General features: G+C 58.8%; 21 protein-coding genes. 11 read left to right on the top strand and 10 right to left on the bottom strand.

Features of this window, described 5'->3' with window-relative positions; translation table 11 throughout:
* Positions 1–42: 42 nt before the first annotated feature.
* Complete coding sequence (locus tag ACHQGU_RS08820) at positions 43–1,848, top strand: DUF885 domain-containing protein (RefSeq protein WP_395494695.1); 1,806 nt, start codon at positions 43–45, stop codon at positions 1,846–1,848.
* A 120-nt stretch (positions 1,849–1,968) separates the two neighbouring features.
* On the opposite strand, the gene ACHQGU_RS08815 is transcribed toward ACHQGU_RS08820, so the two are convergent.
* Both ACHQGU_RS08815 and ggt read right to left on the bottom strand, forming a co-directional pair.
* Entirely contained in the window at positions 1,969–3,276 is a 1,308-nt protein-coding gene (locus ACHQGU_RS08815; RefSeq protein ID WP_395494694.1) for an alpha/beta hydrolase, read from the bottom strand.
* A gap of 17 nt (positions 3,277–3,293) precedes the next feature.
* The gene (ggt, locus tag ACHQGU_RS08810) at positions 3,294–5,039 is read right to left on the bottom strand and encodes a gamma-glutamyltransferase (RefSeq protein ID WP_395494693.1); all 1,746 of its coding nucleotides are present in this window, start codon (positions 5,037–5,039) and stop codon (positions 3,294–3,296) included.
* Positions 5,040–5,156: 117 nt separating this feature from the next.
* Here ggt and ACHQGU_RS08805 point away from each other — a divergent pair, with 117 nt between their 5' ends.
* The 5 genes from ACHQGU_RS08805 (at position 5,157) to ACHQGU_RS08785 (ending at position 11,880) form a co-directional block, all read left to right on the top strand.
* Positions 5,157–6,080: a LysR family transcriptional regulator gene (locus tag ACHQGU_RS08805; RefSeq protein WP_062142126.1), complete on the top strand. Its 924-nt coding sequence runs from the start codon at positions 5,157–5,159 to the stop codon at positions 6,078–6,080.
* Positions 6,077–7,345, top strand: coding sequence for an MFS transporter (locus ACHQGU_RS08800; protein ID WP_395494692.1), 1,269 nt, complete (start codon positions 6,077–6,079; stop codon positions 7,343–7,345). Before ACHQGU_RS08805 ends, ACHQGU_RS08800 begins: the two co-directional genes overlap by 4 nt.
* Before the next feature lie 151 nt (positions 7,346–7,496).
* On the top strand, positions 7,497–10,022 hold the full coding sequence (locus ACHQGU_RS08795; protein ID WP_395494691.1) for a TonB-dependent receptor: 2,526 nt from the start codon (positions 7,497–7,499) through the stop codon (positions 10,020–10,022).
* Between the two features lie 87 nt (positions 10,023–10,109).
* Entirely contained in the window at positions 10,110–10,991 is an 882-nt protein-coding gene (locus ACHQGU_RS08790; protein ID WP_395494689.1) for a 3'-5' exonuclease, read from the top strand.
* Positions 10,992–11,037: 46 nt separating this feature from the next.
* Entirely contained in the window at positions 11,038–11,880 is an 843-nt protein-coding gene (locus tag ACHQGU_RS08785; RefSeq protein ID WP_395494688.1) for a DNA/RNA non-specific endonuclease, read from the top strand.
* Between the two features lie 24 nt (positions 11,881–11,904).
* Here ACHQGU_RS08785 and ACHQGU_RS08780 read toward each other — a convergent pair whose 3' ends face one another.
* The 3 genes from ACHQGU_RS08780 to ACHQGU_RS08770 form a co-directional block, all read right to left on the bottom strand.
* Positions 11,905–12,795 carry a delta(1)-pyrroline-2-carboxylate reductase family protein gene (locus ACHQGU_RS08780; protein WP_395494686.1) on the bottom strand — a complete coding sequence of 297 codons (891 nt, stop codon included), beginning with the start codon at positions 12,793–12,795 and terminating at the stop codon, positions 11,905–11,907.
* A gap of 50 nt (positions 12,796–12,845) precedes the next feature.
* On the bottom strand, positions 12,846–13,127 hold the full coding sequence (locus ACHQGU_RS08775) for a SelT/SelW/SelH family protein (protein WP_062271969.1): 282 nt from the start codon (positions 13,125–13,127) through the stop codon (positions 12,846–12,848).
* Between the two features lie 130 nt (positions 13,128–13,257).
* Positions 13,258–13,899: a PadR family transcriptional regulator gene (locus ACHQGU_RS08770; protein WP_395494684.1), complete on the bottom strand. Its 642-nt coding sequence runs from the start codon at positions 13,897–13,899 to the stop codon at positions 13,258–13,260.
* Between the two features lie 177 nt (positions 13,900–14,076).
* On the opposite strand from ACHQGU_RS08770, the gene ACHQGU_RS08765 reads away from it, so the two are divergent.
* From ACHQGU_RS08765 to ACHQGU_RS08745, 5 genes are all read left to right on the top strand, one after another.
* Entirely contained in the window at positions 14,077–14,994 is a 918-nt protein-coding gene (locus tag ACHQGU_RS08765; protein ID WP_395494683.1) for a DUF4232 domain-containing protein, read from the top strand.
* A gap of 33 nt (positions 14,995–15,027) precedes the next feature.
* On the top strand, positions 15,028–15,930 hold the full coding sequence (locus ACHQGU_RS08760; protein ID WP_062142111.1) for a LysR family transcriptional regulator: 903 nt from the start codon (positions 15,028–15,030) through the stop codon (positions 15,928–15,930).
* Between the two features lie 90 nt (positions 15,931–16,020).
* Entirely contained in the window at positions 16,021–17,955 is a 1,935-nt protein-coding gene (locus ACHQGU_RS08755) for an FUSC family protein (protein WP_062142110.1), read from the top strand.
* A 154-nt stretch (positions 17,956–18,109) separates the two neighbouring features.
* Positions 18,110–18,577 carry an MliC family protein gene (locus tag ACHQGU_RS08750; RefSeq protein ID WP_062271977.1) on the top strand — a complete coding sequence of 156 codons (468 nt, stop codon included), beginning with the start codon at positions 18,110–18,112 and terminating at the stop codon, positions 18,575–18,577.
* Between the two features lie 65 nt (positions 18,578–18,642).
* Positions 18,643–19,407 carry a YoaK family protein gene (locus tag ACHQGU_RS08745; protein ID WP_395494682.1) on the top strand — a complete coding sequence of 255 codons (765 nt, stop codon included), beginning with the start codon at positions 18,643–18,645 and terminating at the stop codon, positions 19,405–19,407.
* Positions 19,408–19,476: 69 nt separating this feature from the next.
* Here ACHQGU_RS08745 and trpS read toward each other — a convergent pair whose 3' ends face one another.
* The 5 genes from trpS to rlmN form a co-directional block, all read right to left on the bottom strand.
* Entirely contained in the window at positions 19,477–20,472 is a 996-nt protein-coding gene (gene trpS / locus ACHQGU_RS08740; protein WP_395494681.1) for a tryptophan--tRNA ligase, read from the bottom strand.
* A 35-nt stretch (positions 20,473–20,507) separates the two neighbouring features.
* On the bottom strand, positions 20,508–20,978 hold the full coding sequence (locus tag ACHQGU_RS08735) for a cytochrome c (protein WP_062249023.1): 471 nt from the start codon (positions 20,976–20,978) through the stop codon (positions 20,508–20,510).
* Between the two features lie 60 nt (positions 20,979–21,038).
* Positions 21,039–21,530, bottom strand: coding sequence for an FKBP-type peptidyl-prolyl cis-trans isomerase (locus ACHQGU_RS08730; protein ID WP_062142105.1), 492 nt, complete (start codon positions 21,528–21,530; stop codon positions 21,039–21,041).
* 43 nt (positions 21,531–21,573) lie between these two features.
* Entirely contained in the window at positions 21,574–22,815 is a 1,242-nt protein-coding gene (locus ACHQGU_RS08725) for an argininosuccinate synthase (protein WP_043550972.1), read from the bottom strand.
* A 114-nt stretch (positions 22,816–22,929) separates the two neighbouring features.
* Positions 22,930–24,144: a 23S rRNA (adenine(2503)-C(2))-methyltransferase RlmN gene (rlmN, locus tag ACHQGU_RS08720; RefSeq protein ID WP_395494680.1), complete on the bottom strand. Its 1,215-nt coding sequence runs from the start codon at positions 24,142–24,144 to the stop codon at positions 22,930–22,932.
* Between the last annotated feature and the right edge of the window lie 138 nt (positions 24,145–24,282).

The following is a 24,282-nucleotide window of genomic DNA, read 5'->3' as shown; positions in this document are numbered from 1 at the left end:
CCCGTGCCAGGCATAATTGTTTGTATGATTGGCAGGGAGAGTATGAGCGTGTTTGCACCCCATCGTCTGGCAGGATTAGGGCTGGCCTGTGTGCTGGCCAGCGGCACGGCACTGGCTGCGCCAGCCCCGGAAAAAACGACGCAGGCCGCCCCGGCAGCACCGTCTGCCAGCACGGCTTTTGCAGCCCTGCTGGATGAGGAATGGCAGTATCAGCTCCGGTCTTCCCCCGAGCTGGCGACTACCATTGGTGATTATCGCTACAACAAGCAGTGGACCGATTATTCTCTGGAGCAGATTGCAAGAGATAAAGTCACTACAGCATGGTTTCTCAAACGCTTTGAAGCCGTTGATCCTGCGACCCTGACGGGGCAGGAGCAGATCAGCCGTGCGATGATGATCCGCCAGCTTCAGGACAAGCTGGACGGCTTTGCGCTTAAAACCTACGAGCTGCCGATTGATCAGGTGCAGGGCGTGCAGCTGATGCTGCCGGGCTTTGTGTCCTCCATTCCGTTTGAGACAGCGGGCCAGTATCAGGATTATCTGGACCGCCTGCATGCGCTGCCTGCTGTGCTGGCGCAGTTGAAGGTTCTGGCAGAGCAGGGGATGAAGGACGGTCTGGTACCCCCGCGTTATCTGCTTGAAAAAGTTGTGACGCAGCTGGAGCAGGTTGCAGAACCCGCAGGCGTTAAAAACGTCTTTGGTCAGCCGGTTGAAAATTTCCCCAAGGGAGTTTCCTCCGCGCAGCAGGCCCGGTTGAAGCAGGCTATTCTGAAAGCGGTGGATACGGAAGTTCGTCCAGCCTTCGCCAGTTTTGCTCAGTTTGTAAAAACAGACTACGCCCCGCATGGCCGCGTGCATGAAGGGATCTGGTCCCTGCCGAATGGTGATGCCCTGTATCGCTACGCAATCCGCGTGCAGACAACCAGCCCCATGGCTCCGGAAGAAATCCATCAGCTTGGCTTGCAGCAGGTGAGCAGGATTGAGGGGCAGATGACGGAGATTGCCCACAAGTTGGGGTTTGCTGATCTCGCTGCATTGCGGGCATCCGTGGATCATGACCCGAAGCTGTATGCGAAGTCTAGGGAAGAAATTCTGGAGAAATATCGCGGTTATATTGCGCAGATGTGGCCTGCGTTACCGCGCATTTTCAACAAGATTCCCAAGACGAAGCTGGAAGTCCGGTCTGTTGAGGCTTATCGCGAGGCGGATGCTGCGGGGGCTGAGTATCATCAGGGCACACCGGATGGCTCTCGGCCGGGCATCGTGTTCGTCAATACAGGGGATTACGACAAGCGCGACCTCTATACGATTGAAGACACGGCGTATCATGAAGGCGTGCCGGGGCATCACTTCCAGATTTCTCTGGCGCAGGACATGCCGCTGCCCGCTTTCCGCCAGCAGGGGGCTTATAATTCCTATGTGGAAGGCTGGGCGCTGTATGCGGAAGGTCTGGGGAAAGAACTGGGCTTTTATCAGGATCTCTACAGCGATTATGGCCGCCTGAACGGGGCACTGCTGCGGGCTGATCGTCTGGTTCTGGATACCGGTGTGCATTACAAACACTGGACGCGCCAGCAGATGAGCGATTTCTTCCACGCGCATCCGCCCACCAGTGAGCCGGACATGCAGGCGGAAACAGACCGCTATGTTGCATGGCCGGGGCAGGCGCTGGGCTATATGCTGGGCCAGCAGACCATTCTGAAACTGCGGGAAAAAGCCAAAACCGAACTGGGTGACAAGTTCGATATCAAGGCGTTCCATGATGTCATTCTGGGGAACGGCGCCATGCCGCTGGATCTGATGTCTGATCTGGTTGATCAGTGGATTGCGAAAATCAAAGCAGGTTAACGCTTCAAACGCTTTGAGAAGACAGCAAAAACGGCACAGGATCGTCTCCTGTGCCGTTTTTTGTAGGACTTGCTATGGCCTCTGCGGGAAAGGTGTTTTCCCAACAGAAAATTTCGCGCCTTAGTTATTCCACTTGATGTCCGGTGTCGGCTCTTCTTCATGCCCGAGGGGCTTGAGCGTGCTGCACGTGCTTTTGGGGACCTTGCCTTTGAGAAGGCCCAGAGCGAACGGCACAGAGTCATTGGCAGACGGGTTAACAGCGCCGTTATGGGTCAGGCCGTGATACTGCACCCATGTCACATGTGTTCCGGCGTCACACATGGCGGCGACAGCATTGTACTGCTGGCTGATGCCGGCTTCTCCGTCGGCCAGACCGGTGCCGACCAGAACAGGCACAGAGAAATGGGCATTCGGAATGGTGAAGGCCTGAATATAAGCGGGATCTTCCGGTGCCGCGCCCGCGGTAAACATGTTGGCTGTGGTGATGTCGTGGCTGTCTGTGTAGCGGAACAGATCCCCCAGGCAGGACTGGCGCGCCTGACGAGAGAGGTCGTGCCCTTTTTCCGTCATGTCCGCATCCATGTCCTGACCGGGGTGCAGGCTTTGTTTGGAGCCTTCATCCGTCAGGATTTCAAACCCTGCGGCCATGTGCGGAGATTCCGTATTGCTGCGGGTCATGGGCGGATGCTTGGGGTGGGCCGTGGGCGCAAAGTCCGTCACAACGCCGGTGGCGACAACACCCAGAATATGCAGGTCCGGCGCATAGCGCGGGGCCATCCAGCCGGTGCCCAGAGCCGCACCGCCGCCCTGAGACTGCCCGACCAGAACAATGCGGTTGCGCAGTTCGTCCGGATAGTGTTTGAGCGCGGCACGCAGCGCATTCAGCACGCTATACGCTTCTGGCTTGTACATCAGGTAAGGGTGCGGTCCCGGTGTGCCCAGTCCCTGATAATCGCTGGCGACAATGGCAAAGCCCGCCCCCAGCCAGTGGTCCAGAAAGGCGCGATCCCGCGAGAAATAACCGCGCCATGAGGGCGCGCAGACATCCGCAATGCCCGTAGTGCCATGTTCCCACGCAATCACCGGCCAGCCGCCTTTAGGCGGGGTGCCTTTGGGGAAAATGATCTGACCGGACACGGAAACAGGTTCTTCGTTCCCCACACCGCTGATGGAGGTGTAGAGGATGCGCTCGGCATGATCCGCATTGTCAGGGAGTTTAAGGCCCTGAATGGTTTCTGTGCGGATCATCTGGCCAGCTTCCGCGGGTACCGCGGCGGGCGGCTGGTAGAACGGGCTCACGCCGCCATCACCCAGGGGGCGATCAGGCACCGGCGGCGGGGCAGGCGGCGTTGCGGGGGAAGGGGCCGCACAGGCTGCCAGCGAGGCGAGAGTGGAGGCGCACAGGAAGGCACGGAATGATCGGGTCATGAGAGTCTCCGGTAAAATCAGTGGCCGACAGCAACGCCATCGCGGTGCGGATCGCCCCAGCCTTCAAGGCCGGACGGACCGCGCGTAATGCCCTGCACGGCAGCATTCATGACAGCGCTTTTGGGGTTATGCCCCATTTTGCGCAGGGCCGGGGCAAGGGCTGCGGCGGCGGTGCCGTGTTCCAGTTCTTCCGCACGGTTCTGTGCGCCAATGCGGGGCTGCTCAATGGCGGTCCGAATGTTCTGACCCCATGCCAGATAGCCCACCAGTGACTGCACGACGGAATCAATAATCCGGGCGCCCCCGCCTGCACCGATAATGACTTCCGGCGTGTTATCCGCACCAAACACAATGGTCGGGGCCATCGTGGTAATGGGCCGCTTGCCCGGCGCAATGGCGTTGGCGACGCGCTGACCATCGACAATCGGATGCGTGGCGAAGTTGGTAATGGCGTCGTTCAGCACCATGCCATCCACCACAATATCCGCACCGAAGTTCAGGTTGATGGTGGTGGTGAAGGACAGCGCATTGCCAAAGCTGTCATGGATGGAAAGATGCGTGGTGGCCGGAACCGTCATGGCATCGGAGGCCGGAAGAGAGGCCTGATCAGCCGGGATGACGCCGGGGGAGACTTTGGGCGCGGCAGTGGTCTCATCAATCTGGCGGGCGCGGCTTTCCAGATAGTCCGGGCTCAGGAGATAAGACGTGGCGACCGGCACAAAATCGGGGTCCGCCGCATATTTCCGGCGGTCGGCTTCGGCCAGACGGGAGGCCTCAAGCAGCAGATGCGCGGCCTGAACACTGCCGGGCGCGTAACGGCCAATCTGCATCCGGTCGAGCAGGGCCAGCTGTTGCAGCACAGCGAGGCCACCGGCCACTGGCGGTGCGGCTGTGCAGATGCGGCGGCCAAAGGCGTGAATGCAGAGCGGGGCGCGTTCCCGCACTTTATAGGCTGCGAAATCTGCTGGTGTGATGTGGCCCGGGTATGGGCCCTGCGCGACAGCCTGCCCAATGCGCTTGGCATTTTCTGGTGCGTAAAAGGTTTCTGCCCCGTTTTGGGCAATGCGGGTGAGGGTGTCTGCTAAAGCCGCATTATGCAGAAGGGTGCCCTGTCGCAGCGGGCTCTGGCTGGCATCAAAGTAGGAGGCAAAATCCGGCAGCTTTGCGAGGTCCGGGCGTTCCGTCAGCACCAGATGCAGGTAGCCCGGCATGGGGAAGCCGTTGCGGGCCGTAGCAATGGCCTGCGTAAACAGGTCGGCCCAGGGGAGTTTACCATAGCGTTTATGGAGGAGAGCCAGGGTGCGCAGCGTGCCCGGCACGGCCACCACGCGCCCGGTGCGTTCCAGCACGGTATGGGGGATCTGCTTGCCCTGTGCGTCTTTGGTATAATCCTCCGGGACAGAGGCCGGAGCGCTGGCCAGACCGTCATAAAAGCTGAGCTGGCCGGTCTGCTTTTCCCAGAAGAGCACGGCGGAGCCGCCGCCCAGACCGGAAGCCTGTGGTTCCACCACCGCCAGCATCATCTGCCCGGCAATGGCGGCGTCCACGGCATTGCCGCCGCGTGCGAGGATGTCGGACGCAACAGTGGAGGCCATGGGGTTGGCCGTGGCGGCCATATAACTTTGAGCCATGACGGGTGCTTTTTGTGGTTGCTGGGTCGCGCAGGCGGAGAGCAGCAGGGCCGAAGCGCCAAGCATGGCTTTAAGGCCAGCGCGCTTGCGAGGAGACAGGGGAAGGGCTCGGTGATCTGTTTTAATGCTCATCCTGAAACAAGAACCTTTGCTGCACCGCACGAAAATATCTCTGGGAAAAAGGTTACGGTCTTTAATCAAAACAATAAACGTGCTGATTATGGGAAGATTAGAAACCCAGGGTGCGGAATGAACGTTTTTCAGGCAATGACGACCTTTGTGGCCGTGGTGGAAACCGGCAGCATGGCTGCGGCGGCTGAACGATGCAGCATGTCTTCCACCATGGTGGGCAATTATATTCGTCTGCTGGAAGAACGGGTTGGGGCCAGCCTGCTGCGCCGCACAACGCGGCGGCAAAGCCTGACGCCGTTTGGCGCGGTCTATTTTGAGAAGTGTCGTGAAATTATTGCGATGCTGGAGGAAACCGACCGGATGGCGCAGGCCGCGCAGACGGTGCCAGGTGGCAAACTGCGCATTACAGCGCCCGTTACATATGGGACGGAAAGCCTCACACCCCGGATGGTGGACTATCTGCAACAACACCCCACGGTGGATGTGGAAGTGGTGCTGACGGAACGCAGCGTGGATCTGACGGAAGAAAAATTTGATGCCGCTATCCGCCTCGGTCTGCCGGGGCCCTCCACGCTGATCTGTCGGCGTCTGGGCGATTATCAGATGACGCTCTGTGCTGCGCCGGATTATCTGGAGCGGCGGGGAGAACCTTTTACGCCCGCGCAACTTCAGGCGCATGATGCGTTGTCTTTCCCTTATCCGGCCAGTTCTCCCATGCACTGGGCAGGGCGGGAATGGCAGCTGGAAGGACCGAAAGGGAAGGTTGTAGTGGAAATTCTGCGCACACGGGCCGTCATGAACAACACGCAGGCGCTGCGGAAAGCTGTGCTGGCCGGGATGGGCCTTGCCATGCTGCCGGCGGATCTTGTGCGGGAAGATTTGCGGGCCGGGCGGCTGAAGGCTGTTTTGCCGGAATACCGTCTGCCGTCGCGGCCGGTTTACCTTTTGTATCATAAGGACCGTTTCAGCTCGCCCACGCTGCGCTCGTTCATCAATTTTGTGGTCAGTGCTCTGGGCGGCATTGCGACGCAGGCCCGATGACAGCATCCCTGTCTGCCTCCCAGCGCAAGCGGTATATTCTGACGGCGATTATCGGCAATGTTGTCGAATATTATGATCTGGTCATTTATTCGTACTTTTCCGCCTTTATCGCCCGGACGTTTTTCCCGGCAGATTTGCGCTTTTCCCAGATCGCGCTGGCTCTTGCCACGTTCGGTCTTTCTCTGCTGGCGCGGCCCGTGGGGGCGTATGTCCTGGGCGGCTATGCGGACAGAAAAGGCCGCCTGCCGGGGCTGACAGTCTGTATGGCGCTGATGGCAACGGGCAGTGCGCTGATTGCCTTCTGTCCCGGTTATGCGGTGCTGGGCTCCTTCGCACCGGGGCTGATCGTGCTCGGGCGGCTGATGCAGGGTTTTTCTCTGGGGGGTGAATTTGGGGTGGCGACATCCTTCCTGATTGAACAATCCCCCCATCAGGAAGCAAAGCGGGCGAGCTGGCAGGCGATTGGCCAGATTCTGGCGTCACTATGCGCCTGTAGCGTCGTGCTGACGCTGGGTGGGCTGCTGAGTGAGCAGGCTTATGCCGCCTATGGATTCCGCATTGCGGCTGTTCTTGGTTCATGTGGTGGACTGGTGGGGCTGGCGCTTCGGGCATCTCTTGGTCCGCGTGAAGTGGCACCGCAGGTGGTTGTGGCCCTAAAGCCTGTCAGCACGGAACGCTATACCGGTCTGCGCATCATGCTGGTGATGGGCATGGTCAGTCTTGGCAGCGGCATTACGTATCTGGGGTTTTACATGCCCCATTTTGCGCAGAGCGTTTTTCATGTCTCGCCGCGCCAGACCTACTGGGCCGCGTTTGCGACCTATGCCGGGCAACTTCTGCTGACCCCGGTGCGCTGGCGGCTGGCGGAGTATTTTGACAGGACAAAGCGCATTTATCCCATGCTCTGTTCCTGCGCCGGGCTGGTTCTGCTGCCAGCCCTCATGGCTGGATGGATGCCATGGACGCCGGTTATGGTGATGCTGTGCCCTCTGCTCCTGAACGTGCTGGGGCTGTTCTATTTTGCGTCACTGGACGGGTATATGGGCCTGCTGTTTGGCAAGGCGCACCGGGGGCGTGGCCTTTCAGTCGGCTATTCTCTGGGCGTGGCGACGTTTGGGGGACTGGCTCCCTTGGTCAATGGCGCGATTATCCAGTTTTCCGGCTATCAGAGCGCGCCACTTTATTACGTTATGTTCACAGCATGCCTTGCAGCGCTGGCCGTCAGGCTGGGGGTCAGTTTCCTGAAAGAGCGAGAGTCTGCCTGACCCTCAGGGTGCTGAGGCGGCAGGCGAGGGTGCCTCAAAACTGTCATTATCAAGCTCAGATTTATAATGTCGCCACGATTAAGCGATTTATCTTTTGGAGAAGATTCGTAACGATTGTCAGGCGTCATGCTCTTTCAGGAAACTCCGCCTCATGTCTCGTCAGAAGATTTGCACTGTTGCCGGTCCCTCCAATGCTCTGCTGCGTTCCATTCGGCGCAAGCGGCACCTGATGGCGGCAACTGTTCTTGGCGCTTTTGTGCTGGGTGAGTCTGCCTCTGCGCAGACTGTCTCCAGCCCGTCCACAACAGGCCGGTCCAACGGTGCCGTAGCCCCTGCAAATGCCGGGAAAGGCAAGGCCGGTCCCGCGCGGAAACAGGCGCGCCCGGCCCGGTCTGCCGACCGTGAGTCCAGTGAGTCTGAAAGCCTCGATATTCGTGGCAGCAGGCGGAATGCCCCCGGCGGCGGGATGATGCGCGTGGAGCATGATGCGCGCGCCACGCAGTCCGTTACCAGCACCTATATTGGCATGCAAAGCCCGACCAGCGCGCCGCTGGATCTGATTGCCAATCTGCCGAGTGTGAATGTGTCTTCCTCAGACCCCAGTGGTATTGATGGCAGCTCCATCACCAGCCGCGGCCTGAATGACGTGGATATCGGCTTCCTGCTGAACGGCATGCCGATTGCCAATGGCTCCTCCACCTCCGGGGCCAGCTTTATTCAGAACTATATTGATTCCCAGAATATCTCTGTTGAATCCATGACGCCGGGTTCCATTTCGGTGGAAGATCCGCTGACGTCTGCCGCCGCAGGCTCGCTCTCCATTACAACCCGCAAGCCGTCTGACAAATTCGGGGGTACGATTTCCGGCAGTTACGGCTCCTTCAATACGTCCAAGGAGTTTATCCGGCTGGATACGGGCCTGTTGGGGAATTCGGGCATCAAGAGCTATGTCTCGTTCTCGCATACCCGTGCGGATGCCTGGCGCGGGTCGGGCAATAGTGACCGGAAGCATATGGATTTCCGCGCCCAGAAAACATTCGGGCAGAACAGTTCGGTTGATCTGTTCGTCGGTTACAACCACTATGAGTCCTACCTGAACCGCTATCCGACGATGGCGAACTTCCTTAACGACAAACATGACCGGCCAGTTTCCCTGCCGCTGAGCTATTTGGCGACGTATAGCCAGACCTCACCCAGCACCTATTACGCGGAGCGTGGCACAAACAAGGACCAGTTCTACGCCTCTTTGCCAATAAAACTGGCGCTGAACCACGTTTTCAGTGTGAGTGTGGTGCCGTATTACCAGCGGGCCGCCATTACGCTGGATAGTGCGACGCGCATGCGTGAAGGCTACACCTATGCCGGGACCACGCTTGAGCAGATTGATCTGGACGGGGACGGTAAGGTCAAAAAAGGCACGTATTATAACGCGGCCAGTGCTGCGCAATCCCTCAACCAGCAGGGGGGCGTTGTGGCGGCCCTGCACTGGAACCTGAAGGACAATTCAGGGCAGGTTGGTTACTGGCATGAAGAGAACAGCTATTCTTTGCTGACGCCCATGATGCGCATGAACCAGACCAACGGCGCGCGGCCTTCCGATACGGATAAATCGGCTTATCTGCGCACCACGGCGGGCAATATTTATTATTCCACCAACTATCTTGGGTCCTACAGCCTGAATTCCGGTTTTCTGGAAGACACGCAGTATTTCCTGAACCACAAGATGAGCCTGCGGGCTGGCATCAAGGTGACGGCCATGACCCTGCGCGGGCAGGATTATCTGCCGGGTGGGGCAGGCAAGACGTCTCAGACGTTCGTCTCGCCGACGCCTCGTGTTGCGTGGTCCTATGACATTGATAAGCGCAATCAGGTTTACATCAACGCGGAGGGGGATTTCCGTGCACCGTCTCCGGTAGGGCTGATCACGCGTTACAGCACCACAACCGGCAAGATGACGACCTCCGGGGCCGGGGCAAAGCCGCAATATTCCATCAAGGAAGAAATCGGTTATCGCTATTCCGGCAATCTGCTGGTGGCGGATATCAGCGCCTTTAACTTCAATGTGTCCAACCGTCTGCTGTCACTGAACACCTATAGTAACGATGTGCAGGTGAGCCAGACCATGAATGCGGGTGGTGAGACCATTCGGGGTGTGGACGTTATGCTGTCTACCCGGCCGTTGCTGCACCGTTTCCGCCCGTATGTGTCGTTTGAATATCTGCACGCGACCATGGACAATAACCTGCCGACAACCTCGAGCAGCGGTGTGGTGGATTACCTGCGGACCAAGGGCAAAACGCCTGTCATGACGCCGAAATACATGGCGAGCGTGGGGCTGACCTACAATGAAGGCCCGTTCTTCCTGAACGCCAGCCTGCATTTTACGGCCAAGCAGTATTCCACCTTTATGAACGATCAGGCGATGCCGTATTACTTCACCAATACGATCGCGCTGGGCTACCATTTCCCCAAGGTGTGGATTGCGCAGTCTCCCACGTTCCGCCTGAACTTCTCCAACGTGACGGGGCAGAACAAGCTGGGAAGTGTGTATTCCTTCTCCAACAACGCCAAACCCACGGTTGGGGTCTATGGGCATAAGATTGCGGCGGACTCTTCCCCTACTTATGCGCCGCTGCCGTCCTTTTCCATGATCGGGACGGTCTCCACCTCGTTCTGAGCCCTGAAGTTCTGAGGGGGAGGGGGAAAAATCTTCTGGCCTCTGCGCGCAACGCTGCATAAGTTGCGCGCAGGTTCAGGAGCTGACATGTCTTTGGAAAATCTTGCCCGAACGCTGGAGCGCTCAGGCGATTATCGTGTGTTGCGCCGCCTGCGTCCGCATTGGCTGGAGGCCATGCCGCAGGGGCGCAGAGTGCGCAAAGGTCTGTTTCTGGACCTTGAGACCACAGGGCTGGATGCAGCCCTTGATGAAATTATCGAAATTGGCATGGTGCCCTTTGCCTATACGCTGGATGGCGGCCTGATTGGCGTCTTGCCGGCTTTCAGCCGCCTGCGTGAACCCTCCGTGCCCGTGCCGCCGCGTATCACGGAGTTGACCGGGCTGACGCAGGACATGCTCGCCGGGCACAGCATTGCGCCGGATGAGGTGGCCGATTTTGCGGCCGATGCCTCTCTGGTGATTGCGCATAACGCCGCATTTGACCGTCCGTTTATTGAAGCCTTTTGCCCTGCCTTTGCGGAAAAACCGTGGGCTTGTTCCATGTCGGATGTGCCGTGGGACGAGGCTGGCTTCGAGGGGCGCAAACTGGGCTATCTGGCAACACAGGCGGGGTTCTTTTTTGACGGTCATCGCGCTACGGATGACTGTCTGGCGAGCCTTGCGCTGCTGGGCTATTGCGGCTTCCCGGAGGGGCGGAGTGCGCTCTCCTATCTGCTGGACCGCGCCCGTTCGGTCTGGGTAAGGATCTGGGCGACGCAGGCACCTTTTGAAAGCAAGGATGCGCTCAAGGCCCGTGGCTATCGCTGGAATGACGGCATGGACGGGCGGCCTAAGGCATGGTTTATCGACCTGCCTCCTGAAAAACGGGAGGAGGAAGAGACCTTTTTGCGAGACGAGATTTACCGGCGGGATGTTGAATTGACTGTCAGCGAGATTAAAGTCACAGACCGCTTTACAAGCCGGGTTTAGGACAAACGTGCTGAAAGTTTTTTTTGGTGCAGCGGGACTGCTGTGCTTGTCTTCCGTAGCAGTGGCTCCCGTTGCCAATGCTGCAAGCTGCCCGGACCTGTTTGCCAAAGGTGTCCCGCCAGCCGTCCTGTCCGAGACGGCACGGATCGGGACTGTCATGCTGTGTAATGACCAGTATGCCGTACTGGCCTCAGAACAGACGCGCGGCCCGCTTTGGTCTGCGGAAGATCTGACGGAAGAAAATCTGGAAATTGCCGACAAGATGCAGCGGCATGACAATTTTCAGCCGGACACGCGCTTGCCTTCCACCATGCGGGCGCTGACGGCGGATTACACCCGTTCCCATTATGACCGTGGGCACATGACGCCAAGTGGGGATGAGGCCGGGGCGACGGCCCAGAAGCAAAGCTTTTTGCTCTCCAACATTGTGCCGCAAACGCCGGAGCTTAATCGTGGCCCGTGGGAAGGGGTGGAAAGTGCCGTGCGCGGCTGGGCGCGGGAGGAAGGGGAGATTTTTGTGGTGACCGGCCCCGGTTATGATCCGGACCAGTTCAGAACTATCGGCTCCCATCACATTCCCGTCCCGACCGTGACATGGAAAGCGGTGTATGACCCGGCAGGGAATGGCACGGGCGCGTATGTCTGCCTGAATACCGCGCGACCGTCCTGCCGGATTACCAGTGTCGCGATGCTGATCCGGCTGGTGAATATTGATCCGTTTCCGGCACTTCCTGCGTCCATGAAGGATCACGTCGCAGCGATGCCGCCTATTCGGGAAAGCCCCTATGCGCTGGCCAAACAGGACCGGACCCGCAAGTTGCTGAAAGAGTGGGGCAAGAAAGCCGCACAGAAAGCCCTGCGCGCTCTGGTGAAGTCTCTGGTGCCGTAACGCTGGCGGAGAGCCGAGGGCCGTTTAAGGCGCCAGCACTCTGCAAGCCGCCAGATCCCACGCGGCACAGCCGACGGATTTGAAAAAGATAGGGCGGTCCTCTGGCGGCGGGGTATGCAGGGCGGAGGCCAGCGGGCGCACGTCTGCCCAGTTGACGCCTGCCTGAATGAGGTCTCCTGCCTCGCTTGGGGCGCCAATCGGGTCATCCACATAGAGGGTGCTGTTCCGCACAATTTGCGGGCCAACTTCAATCATGTCGGGCTGGAAGGCCCCGACACCAACCACCAGACAGTCTGGATCAGGTGGCCCGTCATACAAAACCTCCCGGCTGCTGGTGACGGTCAGGACGACATCAAAGCGCTCTTCGTTTGGCAGTTCTGGCCGGATCGATAAAGGCAGGTCAGCCTGTTGCTGGCAGAAGGAGGCCGCGCGTTCCGGCGTGCGGGCGCGCACCACCAGTGTGGCGTCAGGATACAGGGCGGCAAAGGCTTCACAATGGGCGCGGGCCTGCGTGCCGGTGCCAATCATCAGCACACGGCGCACGGGCCCACGCGCCAGAAGCCGAACGCCCAGCAGACTTATGGCTGAGGTGCGGCGCATGGTCACGGTTGGACCGTCCAGTGAAAAAAGCAACTCGCCGGTATGTGCGCTGGCGCAGGTAACCTGTCCCTGAATGGTAGGGCGGTCGGTGCCGGCATTGTCCGGGCAGATTGTCAGTAATTTGGTGACAAGAAGATCCTGACTGACCGAAGGCATGGTCATCAGGAGCGTGGAGCCGCCGGGGGCGGGGACGACGCTGCGTTCGGGGCACACAATGGAGCCTTCTGCATAGGCCTGAGCCGTCACGGCCAGAGCGTCTACCAGAGCCGGAAAGGGGAGGGCGTCACGGGTCTGGGCGGCGGAATAGTGTTTCATGCGCGGGATTATGCCAGAAAAGGGCAGGGAAAGCGCGTTTTAAACCGCCGCTAGCGGTCGATATGGCCGAGATCCTGCTGAGGGGAAATGATATCCCGCACTCTCTGCTTCAGCTCTTTCGGGCCGGGGAAGCCGCCATCTCGCTTGCGCTCCCAGACCAGCTGATCATCCACATGGATTTCAAACCGGCCACCGCTATCTGGCACCAGTGTCACGCCGCCCAGTGTTTCTCCAAACGTGGAAAGCAATTCCTGCGCCATCCACGCAGCCCGCAAAAGCCAGTTGCATTGCGTGCAGTAGTGGATGGTGATGCGTGGTTTACTGTGCGTCATGCGGATCTCTTTTCAGGGGCAGGCGTCTGACACGAGAGCCTTCATGCCATGAGCAGACGGTCTCTGCCAGAGGTCTCATCTGGCGGCAGCATACACTGCGGCCAGACCTGTCAGGAAAAAATCCGGGATTTCACTCCGGGATTTTTGAGATTTCCTCAGCCGCTGTGTTGAGGATCTGCGTAATGCGCTTAAGAGCATCCGGGGAGCAGCCGCGTTTGCGCATCATGGCCTGTTTGAGCGCGTGGCGCGCCTGATGCAGGGCATCAGCGGCTTCCGGATCAACAGCGTTGACCCCGGCAAAGGCTTCCCGCACTTCGCTCATACGGCTGCCAATGCGGGCGAGGGTTTCCAGAATACGGTCTGCCTGCTCGCGGTTTTCTTCCAGAAAAGCCCGGCCTTCGTCCGTCAGGCTATACAGCTTGCGGTTGCCCTGCTGGGTGACGGAGGTGTGGCCAATTTCTTCCAGATAGGTGAGAGCCGGGTAGACCATGCCGGGGCTGGGCGCATAGAAGCCACCGGATTTTTCTTCCAGCAGGCGGATCAGTTCATAACCATGCGCAGGCTGTTCAGCGAGCAGGGCGAGCAGAATCAGCTGGAGTTCCTCCGAGCTGAGTTTGCGGCCTTTGGGGAAGTCTCCTCTGCCGGGACCTCGTCCGAAGCCCCCTCCAAAACCGCGGCCAAAGCCCCGGCCTCCGCCGTGGCGTTCGCCGCGCGGTCCGGCGGCGTGGTGAGGATGGCGGGAGGGACGATCGTGTTTCTGTGTTTTCATCATGTCTTACGATATAAATATCTTAAGATAGATTTCAAGACTTATTTTTCGATTTATTATGAGAAATGCATCAGGCCTCTGCGGGGATGATGGCTTGATCTGCCCCCAACTCTCCCGCATCATCTAAAAATGTGCAGCATATCAAGCTTTTACAAGGTCGGAGCCGCAGGCGTTAGCCTTATGGCGCTTCTGTTCAGTACGCCCGTTTTTGCGGCGGAGGGCCGTGAGAGCCAGCCGTCTAAAGCCGAGATGGACAGCATAAATCGTCAGATTGCGGCCATTCAGAACCCGCAGGATCGTGCTGCGGTGCAGAACCAGAGTCTGGTCTGGAAGATGACGACCTTCCTCTGTCAGAGCGCTGCACGCGCACCGCTGACGCGTCTGGGAGCAGATGATCGGTTTTTTTTGCAGGATGATCAGCCCGGTAGTCAGGTGCTGGTCAGTTCCTCTTTGTTGCAGGGGCGGGGGCAGTTCCGGCAGGCGGCGGATGGCATAAGCTGGACGCCCTTCCAATGGTCCTGCCATCTGGACCCGGCCACTGGCAGTGTGAAGAGCTTTGAGGCCAAACCTCTTGCGGGCGCAGGTGCGGCTGGCGCGTCAGCGTCGTCCGCTGCCCGGCAGACTACCCCGGCCGCCTGTGAGGCTGCCAATCTGAACGTCATGCTGGATGACCGCAACGGCGCGTTTGATGGCATGTCGCAGTCCGGCACCGTGCTCATGGTGCGGAATACAGGGGCGGAAGCCTGCACTCTGCCGCCGGTTCCGCTTGTGCAGTTCGAGGATAAGAATGGGGCCAGGCTGTCTGTTTTCAGGCGCTCAGCCGTTCGGGCACGTCAGCCCGGTTCACATGGGGCTAAAAGCATGCAGCATGTTGAGCCTGTCCTTCTAGAACCCGGGGCTGTGCGTGAGACTACGCTGCACTGGGTTTCCGGCGAGGTGTTTGATGACAGCCATAATTGCGTGCAGCCCGCATGGCTTGTGCTGAAGGTCGGGCAGGGGGAGCAACGGGCCGCCTTTAAAGGCCATCTCTGCGCGCCTGCCGGGGCGCATCAGGTTTTTGACCAGAGTGCCCTACAGGCGCATACGGATGCGCAGTAAGCATTTTAAAGAGCCGATTGTGCGAGGTATGCGGTGTTTCTGCGGCAACTGACTTATCTGATTGCGCTGGACCGGTGCCGTCATTTCTCCCGTGCAGCGGAAAGCTGTGGCGTCTCTCAGCCTGCTTTGTCTGCGGGTATTCGCCAGCTTGAAAACGAGCTTGGGATTACCATCATCCAGCGGAACCGCCGTTTTTACGGTCTGACGGAAGAGGGCAAGCGCGTTCTGGTCTGGGCACGTCAGACACTGGCCGCACTGGACGGGCTGAAGCAGGAAGCTGCTTTTGCACAGGATATTGCCGGAGGCTCGCTCTCCATTGGCGTTATGCCGCCCGCCATACAGGTTGTCCCGCTGCTGCTGGAATGTTTTCGCGCGGCTGTTCCGGCTCTGCATGTGGAAGTGAAGGTTTATTCCAGCGCAGACATTACCCGGATGCTCCGGGAGCATCATTTGCAACTGGGCATTATGTATCTGGACCAGTTGCCGGGTGATGGCGTGTTTGAGGCGCGGCCTTTGTATGCGGAACAGCATGTGCTGGCTGCGGCGGCTTCGGTTCAGCTTCCTGCCGGTAAGCACTGCTCCTGGGCGGAGATTGCCTCACTGCCGCTGTGTCTGCTCAGCCGCAATATGCGCAGTCGGCAACTGGTGGATGCCGGATTCAGAGACGCTGATGTGACACCAACCGTGATGCTGGAAACTGATGCGCTGGAACTGTTGCATGCGGAACTGCTTGGCGGGCGTCTGGCCAGTATCCTGCCGGTGGCGGCGTTGCCTGAGCGGGTCGGGCTTTCCGGCCTTCAGCTCCGGCGCATTAACGGATGTGCATCGCCTGACGTCGGGCTTGTGCGGCTCACCCAACCCAACACAAGCATGTTGCTGACGCGCCTGTGGGATGTGGCGCAGACCCTGAACGTGGCAGACATTTATTCAGTCTGATAAGCAGGCTTTATCACCTGATCATTACAAACATTTGGACGAAGGCCCTCGGTTTTTCGCATTGTCCCGCTTCGTGCAGGAGGGGGTGCCATGCGCCGGGATACTATCATGACAGGTCAGAGCATGGTCGGGCCTGATGGGGGCTTGCTGGGCAGGCTCTTTTTCGGTGGCCCACGCACGTCCTGGCGCAGCAAGCTGAGCTGGCTGCTTGAGCCCTCGGCCATGGACGTGATCTTTGCCGTCCGGTCCTCCCTGGCAGCTGTCCTGTCCTTACTGATTGCCATGGGCATGGAACTGGACAGCCCCCAGTGGGCTCCGCTGACAGTCTGGGTGGTGGCGCAATCCTCGCGCGGGGAAAGTCTGTCCAAGGCGCGCTGGCGTATCGCCGGGACGGTGCTGGGCTGCTGTATTGGGGTGGCGCTGATTGCCGCTTTCCCGCAGGCCTCCGCTCTGTTTTTCTGCTGCCTTGCTGTGTGGATTGGCCTGTGTTGTGGCGGAGCGACCTTTCTGGAAAGCTATCGGGCCTACGGTCTGGTGCTTACAGGCTTTACCTCAGCCATTGTCGCTACAGGAGCCATTGCGCAGCCTGACGAGGTTTTTGATATCGCCATTGCGCGTGGCACCTACATTATTCTGGGTGTGGTGTGTGAAGCCCTTCTGGCTGTCCTTTTTATGCCCACCTTGCAGACGCAGGCCCGCAAACGCCTGCTTGACCGGCTGAACGGCGCTTTTCAGACGGTGCGGCATGTGGTGTCTGATCTGGTCAGCGGGCGAGCGGATGCCCAGACGCAAGGGCAGGTTCTGACAGACCTGATGGCGGCTAACGCCCGCATTGAGTTTGATGCGCTGGAAATGGGGCCTCGCACCCACGCAGCAGACCACGCCCATGCGGCGCTCGCGGCCATGATTATGGTGTTGGCCCGTGCGCGGGGTATGGCGTTGTTACTGGAGCCGAAAAATGAGGGAGCGCAGGCAGATGTCCCGCTCCCTGCCTCCCTTTACGCGGATTATGATATTGCCCGGCAGCATATTGAGGCCTGCGCGCACCCGAAACGCGGAGATCGCTTCCGTTTTAAAATGACCTCCCGCCGCCATGCGCTGGAAGCGGTTGAAAACGGTATCCGCTCCTGCGCGGGCATTCTGGCTGGCTGGCTGGTGTGGGAGGTGACGGGCTGGCCTGCGGGGGCTGGCTTCATTTCCTTTGTGGCTCTGGTCTATGGGCTTCTGGCTACGCGGGAAAATCCGATTGTGGCCTCGACCCCCTTTCTGAAAGGGGCGCTGTGGTGTGCGTTTGCTGCCGCCATTTACGCCTTCTGGATCATGCCTGCGGTCACGGCCCCCGAGGTGCTGATTGTCATGCTGATGATCGTCATGACAATTGGTGGTCTGGCTGCGCGGAAGCCAGCTACTGCAGGGTATGCCTTTTCCTTTAATATGTTCTTGCCCGTTCTGATCGGGCCGGGGAACCAGAGCCGCTTTTCAGAAGAAGCCTTTTTCAACAACGCCATGGCCTTTCTGGTCGCCGTGACCTTTGTTGGCTGGACGTATCGCCTCGTCCTGCCATTCCGGGTGGACTCTCACATGCGGCGCACGGCCCGTTGGGTGGAGCGCAGACTGAAGGCTCTGGGGGCACCGGGCAGCCGGGTGACGGTGCATCAATGGCTTGCAGAAAGCGCCTCCAGCCTTGTGCGGATTTTGCGGAATGCGCAGGGCGTGCCGCAACCTGTCCGGCTGGCCTATATGCAGACGCAGTTTCGCGCCATGACCATGGGGATGCACATTGTCTTCCTGCGGGATGTGGCGAAGGACCCGGTTCTGCCGCTCAGCGCCCGGCGCGGCATTCAGGTCTTTTTGCGTAAATGGGTGCAGACGGGTACAGATGCCACGGCATGGGCCGGGATGACGGAAGGATGGCTGTTGCGGCAAATGCACGGTAAGCCGTTTGAGGTGCAGGAAACCCTGCAGAAAGCGGCCATCAGCCTGCGTATTCTGGCAGCTGAACGGCCAGAGGATGTGCTGTCCTGAAGAAAATCGGCTTCTGTGAGGTCTTTCTTTCTTTAGGGACGGCGAAGCTTTTCCCGCTGCATGAGTGGTTTTGAATCAGTGAATTTTTGTAAAACAGCAAACCGGGTGTAGTTTTCCGGCCAGAGTATCCCGCTGGTAAGATTGGAGAGCCCTCGTGAACGTCAGAAATGCTGGCAAAAAAGGCCTGACATTAAAAGTGCTGGCCGGATTGGCTGCTGCCTTTGGTGTGCTGGATGGCGCAGGCGCAAATACCTGTTTGGCAGCCAAATCCGCTGCGGCAAGCACGTTGAATATTCCGCTTACACCTGCAAGTCAGGTGCAGAAAATCAGCACAACGTATCGCTGTTCCGGTTCTCAGGAACTGCTGGATAAACTCGCAAAACCGCTCGTCTCCGTCACCTATCTCAATGCCGGGGCGGTCAGTTTGGCTGTGCTGCAGGTGGAAGGAGAAACACAGGTTTTCTCTAATGTCATTTCCGCCTCTGGCGCCCGCTATACGGCCAATCGGTTTGAATGGTGGAGCAAGGGTGACACGGCTTTTTTCTCGGAAGTGGGGGCAGAGGACACGAAGCCTTTAACCTGTCAGGAAACGGATAAAGCAGCTTCGCGCAAAGGGCGTTGAGTGATGCGAGCCGGGAAAAAGAGGCAGGCATACGTGCGCTGGCTCCTGTGGTCTTGAGCTGACCTATGCTTTTTCTTGAAAAAGGAAGCCGCAGCTTTCTGCATGACCGGCAACTCGGCTGTTCTTTGGCTCTTGTGGCCGGGGCAGTGAACGTTGCCGGGTTTCTGAGTGTTGGGTCCTATTGTGCGAACATGACCGGCAATGTCACAGCCTTTGCCATCGGTCTGCAAAAAGGGCAGGCGGAGGAGGTGTTGACCTGCGTTGCCCTGATTGCCAGCTTTTTTCTCGGCGCGATGATGTGCACGTTTCTGGTCAATGGCGGTCGCAGGCGCGGGCAGAAGGCGATTTATGCCTATAGTATTCTGCTGGAAGGTTTACTTCTCGCCACGATCAATCTGGCACAGTTTTTCTGGCTTCCCCCATCCGGGCACCATATTTTGCCACCGCTGGGGCTGAGCTTTCTGATGGGGTTACAAAACGCCACAGTCACCCGGATTTCAGGTTCCGTGGTGCGTACAACGCATGTGACAGGGATGATTACCGACCTGGGCATCGAACTGGCAGACTGGATCGATGCCTTTCGGCATCCTGTTGATCCGGAACACCATGCAAAAACGGTGCTACGCCTGCGGCTGCATAGTAAAATTATTGCCTGTTTTATCGCAGGCGGGGCAGTAGGAGCCTTTGGCTACACCACATGGCCACGCTTTTTTCTGATGGGCGTGGCCTGTGTGGTCATTGCTCTGGCGCTGCCGGGTATTCTGGCGAACGCGTTTCCAGTATCGTCTGGTCAGACAGAGCGGAATACAACGCATCCGCCGTCTCTCTGAAAAAAAGCATCCAGCAAGAAAGCAGTTTCTTGAAGTGGCCTTCTTGCTGACAGATGCCGCGGGAGCGGTTTACTTCAGAAAGCCGACAATTTTTTCAGCTTCAGAAACAATCGGCTCAGCAATCGCTTGTGCGCGCTGAGCGCCGGAGCGCAGCACGTTGGCCAGATGGGTTTCATCCTGCATCAGGCGCGTGGTTTCCTGCGCAATGGGGGCAATAGCGTTGACCACAACGTCGGTCAGCGCCTTTTTGAAGGGGCCAAAGCCTTCGCCCTGATGGCGCGCCAGAACCTCTTCCACGCTCAGGTCAGCCAGAGCCGCGTAAATGGTCACCAGATTTTTGGCTTCCGGGCGGTCTGCCAGTCCGGCAGGTTCTGCGGGCAGCACGTCGGCATCCGTTTTGGCGCGACGGAGCTTCAGGGCAATTGTGTCGGCATCATCCGTCAGCTCAATACGGCTCTGGGCAGACGGGTCCGACTTGGACATCTTCTTGGTGCCGTCGCGCAGGCTCATCACACGCGCGGCGGCAGGCGGGATCAGGGCTTCGACCTCCGGGAAGAATTCAATGCCGTAGTCATGGTTGAACTTCTGGGCGATGTCATTCGTCAGTTCCAGATGCTGCTTCTGGTCTTCCCCAACCGGCACGCGGGTGGCTTTATAGGCCAGAATGTCGGCCGCCATCAGGCTGGGATAGACATACAGGCCAGCGGAATGGTTTTCCCGGTCCTTGCCGGCCTTGTCTTTGAACTGCGTCATGCGGTTCAGCCAGCCAAGACGGGTCACGCAGTTGAAAATCCAGGCCAGCCGCGCATGGGCGGAAACGGCGGACTGGTTGAACAGAATGTGCTTATCCGTATCAATCCCGGCGGCCAGCAGGATCGCGGTCTGCGTCAGCGTCTGGTTGCGCAGTTTTTCCGGGTCCTGCCACACCGTGATGGCATGCATGTCCACAAGGCAGAAAACGCACTCATGGTCGGCCTGCAGGCTTACCCAGTTGCGGATGGCTCCCAGATAATTGCCAAGCTGCGGAATGCCGGAGGGCTGAATGCCGGAAAAAATACGTTGCATAAGGATACCAGTGCCTGCGTCAGGAAAAGGAAGGGTCAGGGAAGGGGGGCTTTATGGTCCAGCTCTTCCCGCTCCAGCGCGACCATGCCAGCCGATTTGCGGGTAGTGCGAGCGGCTGCAATGTCTGCTGTGGTAATTTGCGGTGTGGGGCTGGTCTGCCCGCGGGAAGACAGCCACGTCAGAATCTGTGCCACCTGTTCATCCTGCAGGTAGCGGAAGGGCGGCATTTCGGCCTCGTAAGGCTGCCCGTTGGCTTTGATGGGACCGCTGACGCCATTCATCAGCACATCAGCCAGATATTTCCGGCCTTCCGGTGTGCTGGCAATGCGGTCAATTCGTCCGACAAGCGGGGGGACCGCGCCGGGCATTCCGTCGCCACCATGGTGGCAGATGCCGCAATTTGTCCCGTACAGGCCAGCCCCGCTTTTAGGGGTACAGGCTGTCAGGAAAAGAGCAGCCCCGCTTGCGGCAAGAAGAGCGGGGCGAAGCCGTTTGAAAAACGTCATAATACTAAAAAGACCTGCTGGCTCCACACGGGCGGAGCCAGCTTTGGCAACGTGCCGGGGTTAGCGCGTGTGCGTCACACCCAGCAGCTGGATACGGAAGATAAGCGGGCTGTCGGACGGGATAACGCCCATGGCTTTGTGGCCATAGCCCAGCTCAGGCGGCACATAGAGCATCCATGTATCACCTACGCGCATCATCGGCAGGGCTTCCATCCAGCCTTTTACAAGGCCTTCCAGCGGCATCTGCATATAAGCGCCGTCACCATGCTGTTCTGAGCTGTCAAAAATGGATCCATCAGGCAGACGGCCTTCATAGATCAGCATCATGACATCACCCGGACGCGGCTGGTCGGCGTCTTTCTTGCCAGACTGCAGAACCTTGTAGGCCAGCCCGTCCTTCAGCACCGTCACACCAGGCTGGCTGCGCAGCTTGTCCAGCTGCTGCATGGGGGTCAGCTCGGGTTCTTCCTGCTTGTGGGAGCCACAGGCCGTAAGAGAAACGGCCATGCTGGCCGCAAGCAGATAGGGGATGATGTTGAAACGACGGGTCATGGTCCTCTCGGCAATCTAGAAAGAATGGCAGATGTCCAAAAGCTCAGAGAGCGCCGCCATTGCGGCCAATCTGTGCTCCCAGTCTCAGACGCAGCGCGTTCAGTTTGATGAAGCCCTGTGCGTCAGCCTGATTATACGCACCTTCATCATCCTCAAACGTCACGACACGGGTATCATACAGGCTATTGGGGCTTTCGCGACCAACGCAGATGACATTACCCTTATAGAGTTTAAGACGCACGCGGCCTGACACGGAATGCTGAGACGCATCAATCAGCGCCTGCAGCATACGGCGTTCCGGGGAGAACCACAGCCCGTTATACAGGATGGCGGCGTAGCGCGGCATCAGGCTGTCTTTCAGGTGCATGGCTTCACGGTCCAGCGTAATGGACTCAATGCTGCGATGCGCCGTCAGCAGGATGGTGCCGCCCGGTGTTTCGTAAATGCCGCGGGATTTCATCCCCACAAAGCGGTTTTCCACCAGATCCAGACGGCCAATGCCGTTGGCTTTGCCCAGCTCGTTCAGGCGGGTGAGCAGGGTGGCCGGAGACATGGCTTCGCCATTGATGGCAACCGGGTCACCGCTGACGAAATCAATGGTGATTTCAGTCGCCACATCCGGCGCTGCTTCCGGAGAAATGGTGCGCTGGAAAACGATTTCTTCCGGACCAATGGCCGGATCTTCCAGCAGCTTGCCTTCAGATGAGGAGTGCAGAAGGTTGGCATCGACGGAGAACGGTGCTTCGCCGCGTTTGTCCTTGGCAATGGGGATCTGGTTTTCTTCAGCGAAGGACAGCAGGCGGGTGCGGGAGGTCAGATCCCACTCACGCCAAGGTGCGATAACCGTGATGTCGGGCTGCAGGGCGTAATAGGCCAGCTCGAAGCGAACCTGATCGTTGCCTTTGCCGGTTGCGCCGTGGGCAACAGCGTCGGCCCCAACAGCGCGGGCAATCTCGATCTGGCGCTGAGCAATCAGCGGGCGGGCAATGGACGTGCCCAGCAGATACTGGCCTTCATACAGCGTGTTGGCCCGGAACATGGGGAACACGAAGTCTTTGACGAAGGTTTCGCGCAGATCTTCGACGAAGATTTCCTTCACGCCGAACATCTCAGCTTTCTTGCGGGCCGGTTCCAGTTCCTCACCCTGACCAAGGTCAGCCGTAAAGGTGACAACCTCACACCCGTAAGTCTTCTGCAGCCAGCGCAGGATGACGGACGTATCAAGGCCGCCGGAATAGGCCAGCACAACCTTTTTGACATCTTTTCTGGCGGCAGTAGCGGCCATGAGGCAGGTCTCCTGAATCTGATAAAATGAATAAAGTCCGATGAGTGTCCTAGCACCAGCGGGGGAAGGGAGCCAGAGCCCAACCCCCGCTGAGCGTGGTCTGATGCAGAAAAATCAGCTTTGAGAAGCGCGGATGCGCTCACTTTCGGTTTTCAGCTGCCCACAGGCGGCCAGAATATCGCGCCCGCGCGGTGTACGGATGGGGGAGGCAAAGCCTGCGGCCATGATGATATCCGCAAATTTGTTCTGCTGTTCCCGCGTGGAGGGGCGGTAGGCGCTGCCCGGCCAGGGGTTGAAGGGGATCAGGTTGACCTTGGCGGGAATGCCGGAAATCAGCCGGACCAGTTCCCGTGCGTCGGCCTCACTGTCATTCACGCCGCGCAGCATGATGTATTCAAACGTGATGCGGCGGGCATTGCTGGCAGCCGGGTAGCGGCGGCAGGCGGCCAGGACTTCCTCAATGGGGTATTTGCGGTTGAGCGGCACAATCTCGTCCCGCAGGTCATTCCGTACCGCATGCAGGGAGACAGCGAGGTTGATGCCTAGTTCATCCCCGCAACGGTCCATCAGCGGTACAACGCCAGAAGTGGAGAGCGTAATGCGGCGGCGGGAGAGGCCAATGCCTTCACCATCCATGATAATCCGCATGGCCTTGGCGATGTTTTCGTAATTATAGAGCGGCTCACCCATGCCCATCAGTACGATGGTGGAGAGCAGGCGTGGCGTGTCACCTTTGGGACTGGGCCATTCGTTATAGGAATCCCGCGCCGCCATGAACTGGCCGACAATTTCCGCCGCGCCAAGGTTCCGCACCAGTTTCTGGGTGCCGGTATGGCAGAAGGTGCAGGACAGCGTACAGCCAACCTGCGAGGAAATGCATACAGCGCCCCGGTCTTCCCGGCGGTCCGGAATATAGACAGTTTCAGCTTCCTGCCCGTCACGGAACCGGAAGAGGAATTTGCGGGTTTCGTCCGAGGAGGTTTGCACCGTTGCGGCTTCCGGGCGACCAACAACAAACCGTTCCGCCAGCTTTTGCTGGAGCGGTTTGGCAATGCTGCTCATCTGCGTGAAATCGGTCACGCCCTGATGGTAGATCCAGTGCCAGAGCTGTTTGGTCCGAAACGGCTTTTCTCCGATTTCGACCAGAATGTCCGTAATTTCCTCGCGCGTCAGCCCCACCAGATCGCGTCGCCCATCCGGCAGAGTGGCCGGAGGCGGGCTAAACAGGGCGGCTTTTGCCAGAATACGGGCCCGTTCATCCGCATTGAGCGAGGCTGCGGCCTCTGCATCGTGCGATGGTGTGGGATGAGCAGAATTACCTGAAGACATGAACGGAGCCACTACTGGAAGGGAGGAAAGGAGCCCTTATAACAGAGAAGGGCCCGGCAAGCACCGGACCCTTGATAAATTATCCTGATCTTTCTGCGTAAAGCCGTTGGATCAGCTGTGTAAGGAACTGGTCCTGCT

It is taken from the genome of Acetobacter sp. KSO5, assembly GCF_044094635.1.
GTDB lineage: Bacteria > Pseudomonadota > Alphaproteobacteria > Acetobacterales > Acetobacteraceae > Acetobacter > Acetobacter cerevisiae.
This window is presented reverse-complemented; position numbering and strand designations above follow the sequence as displayed.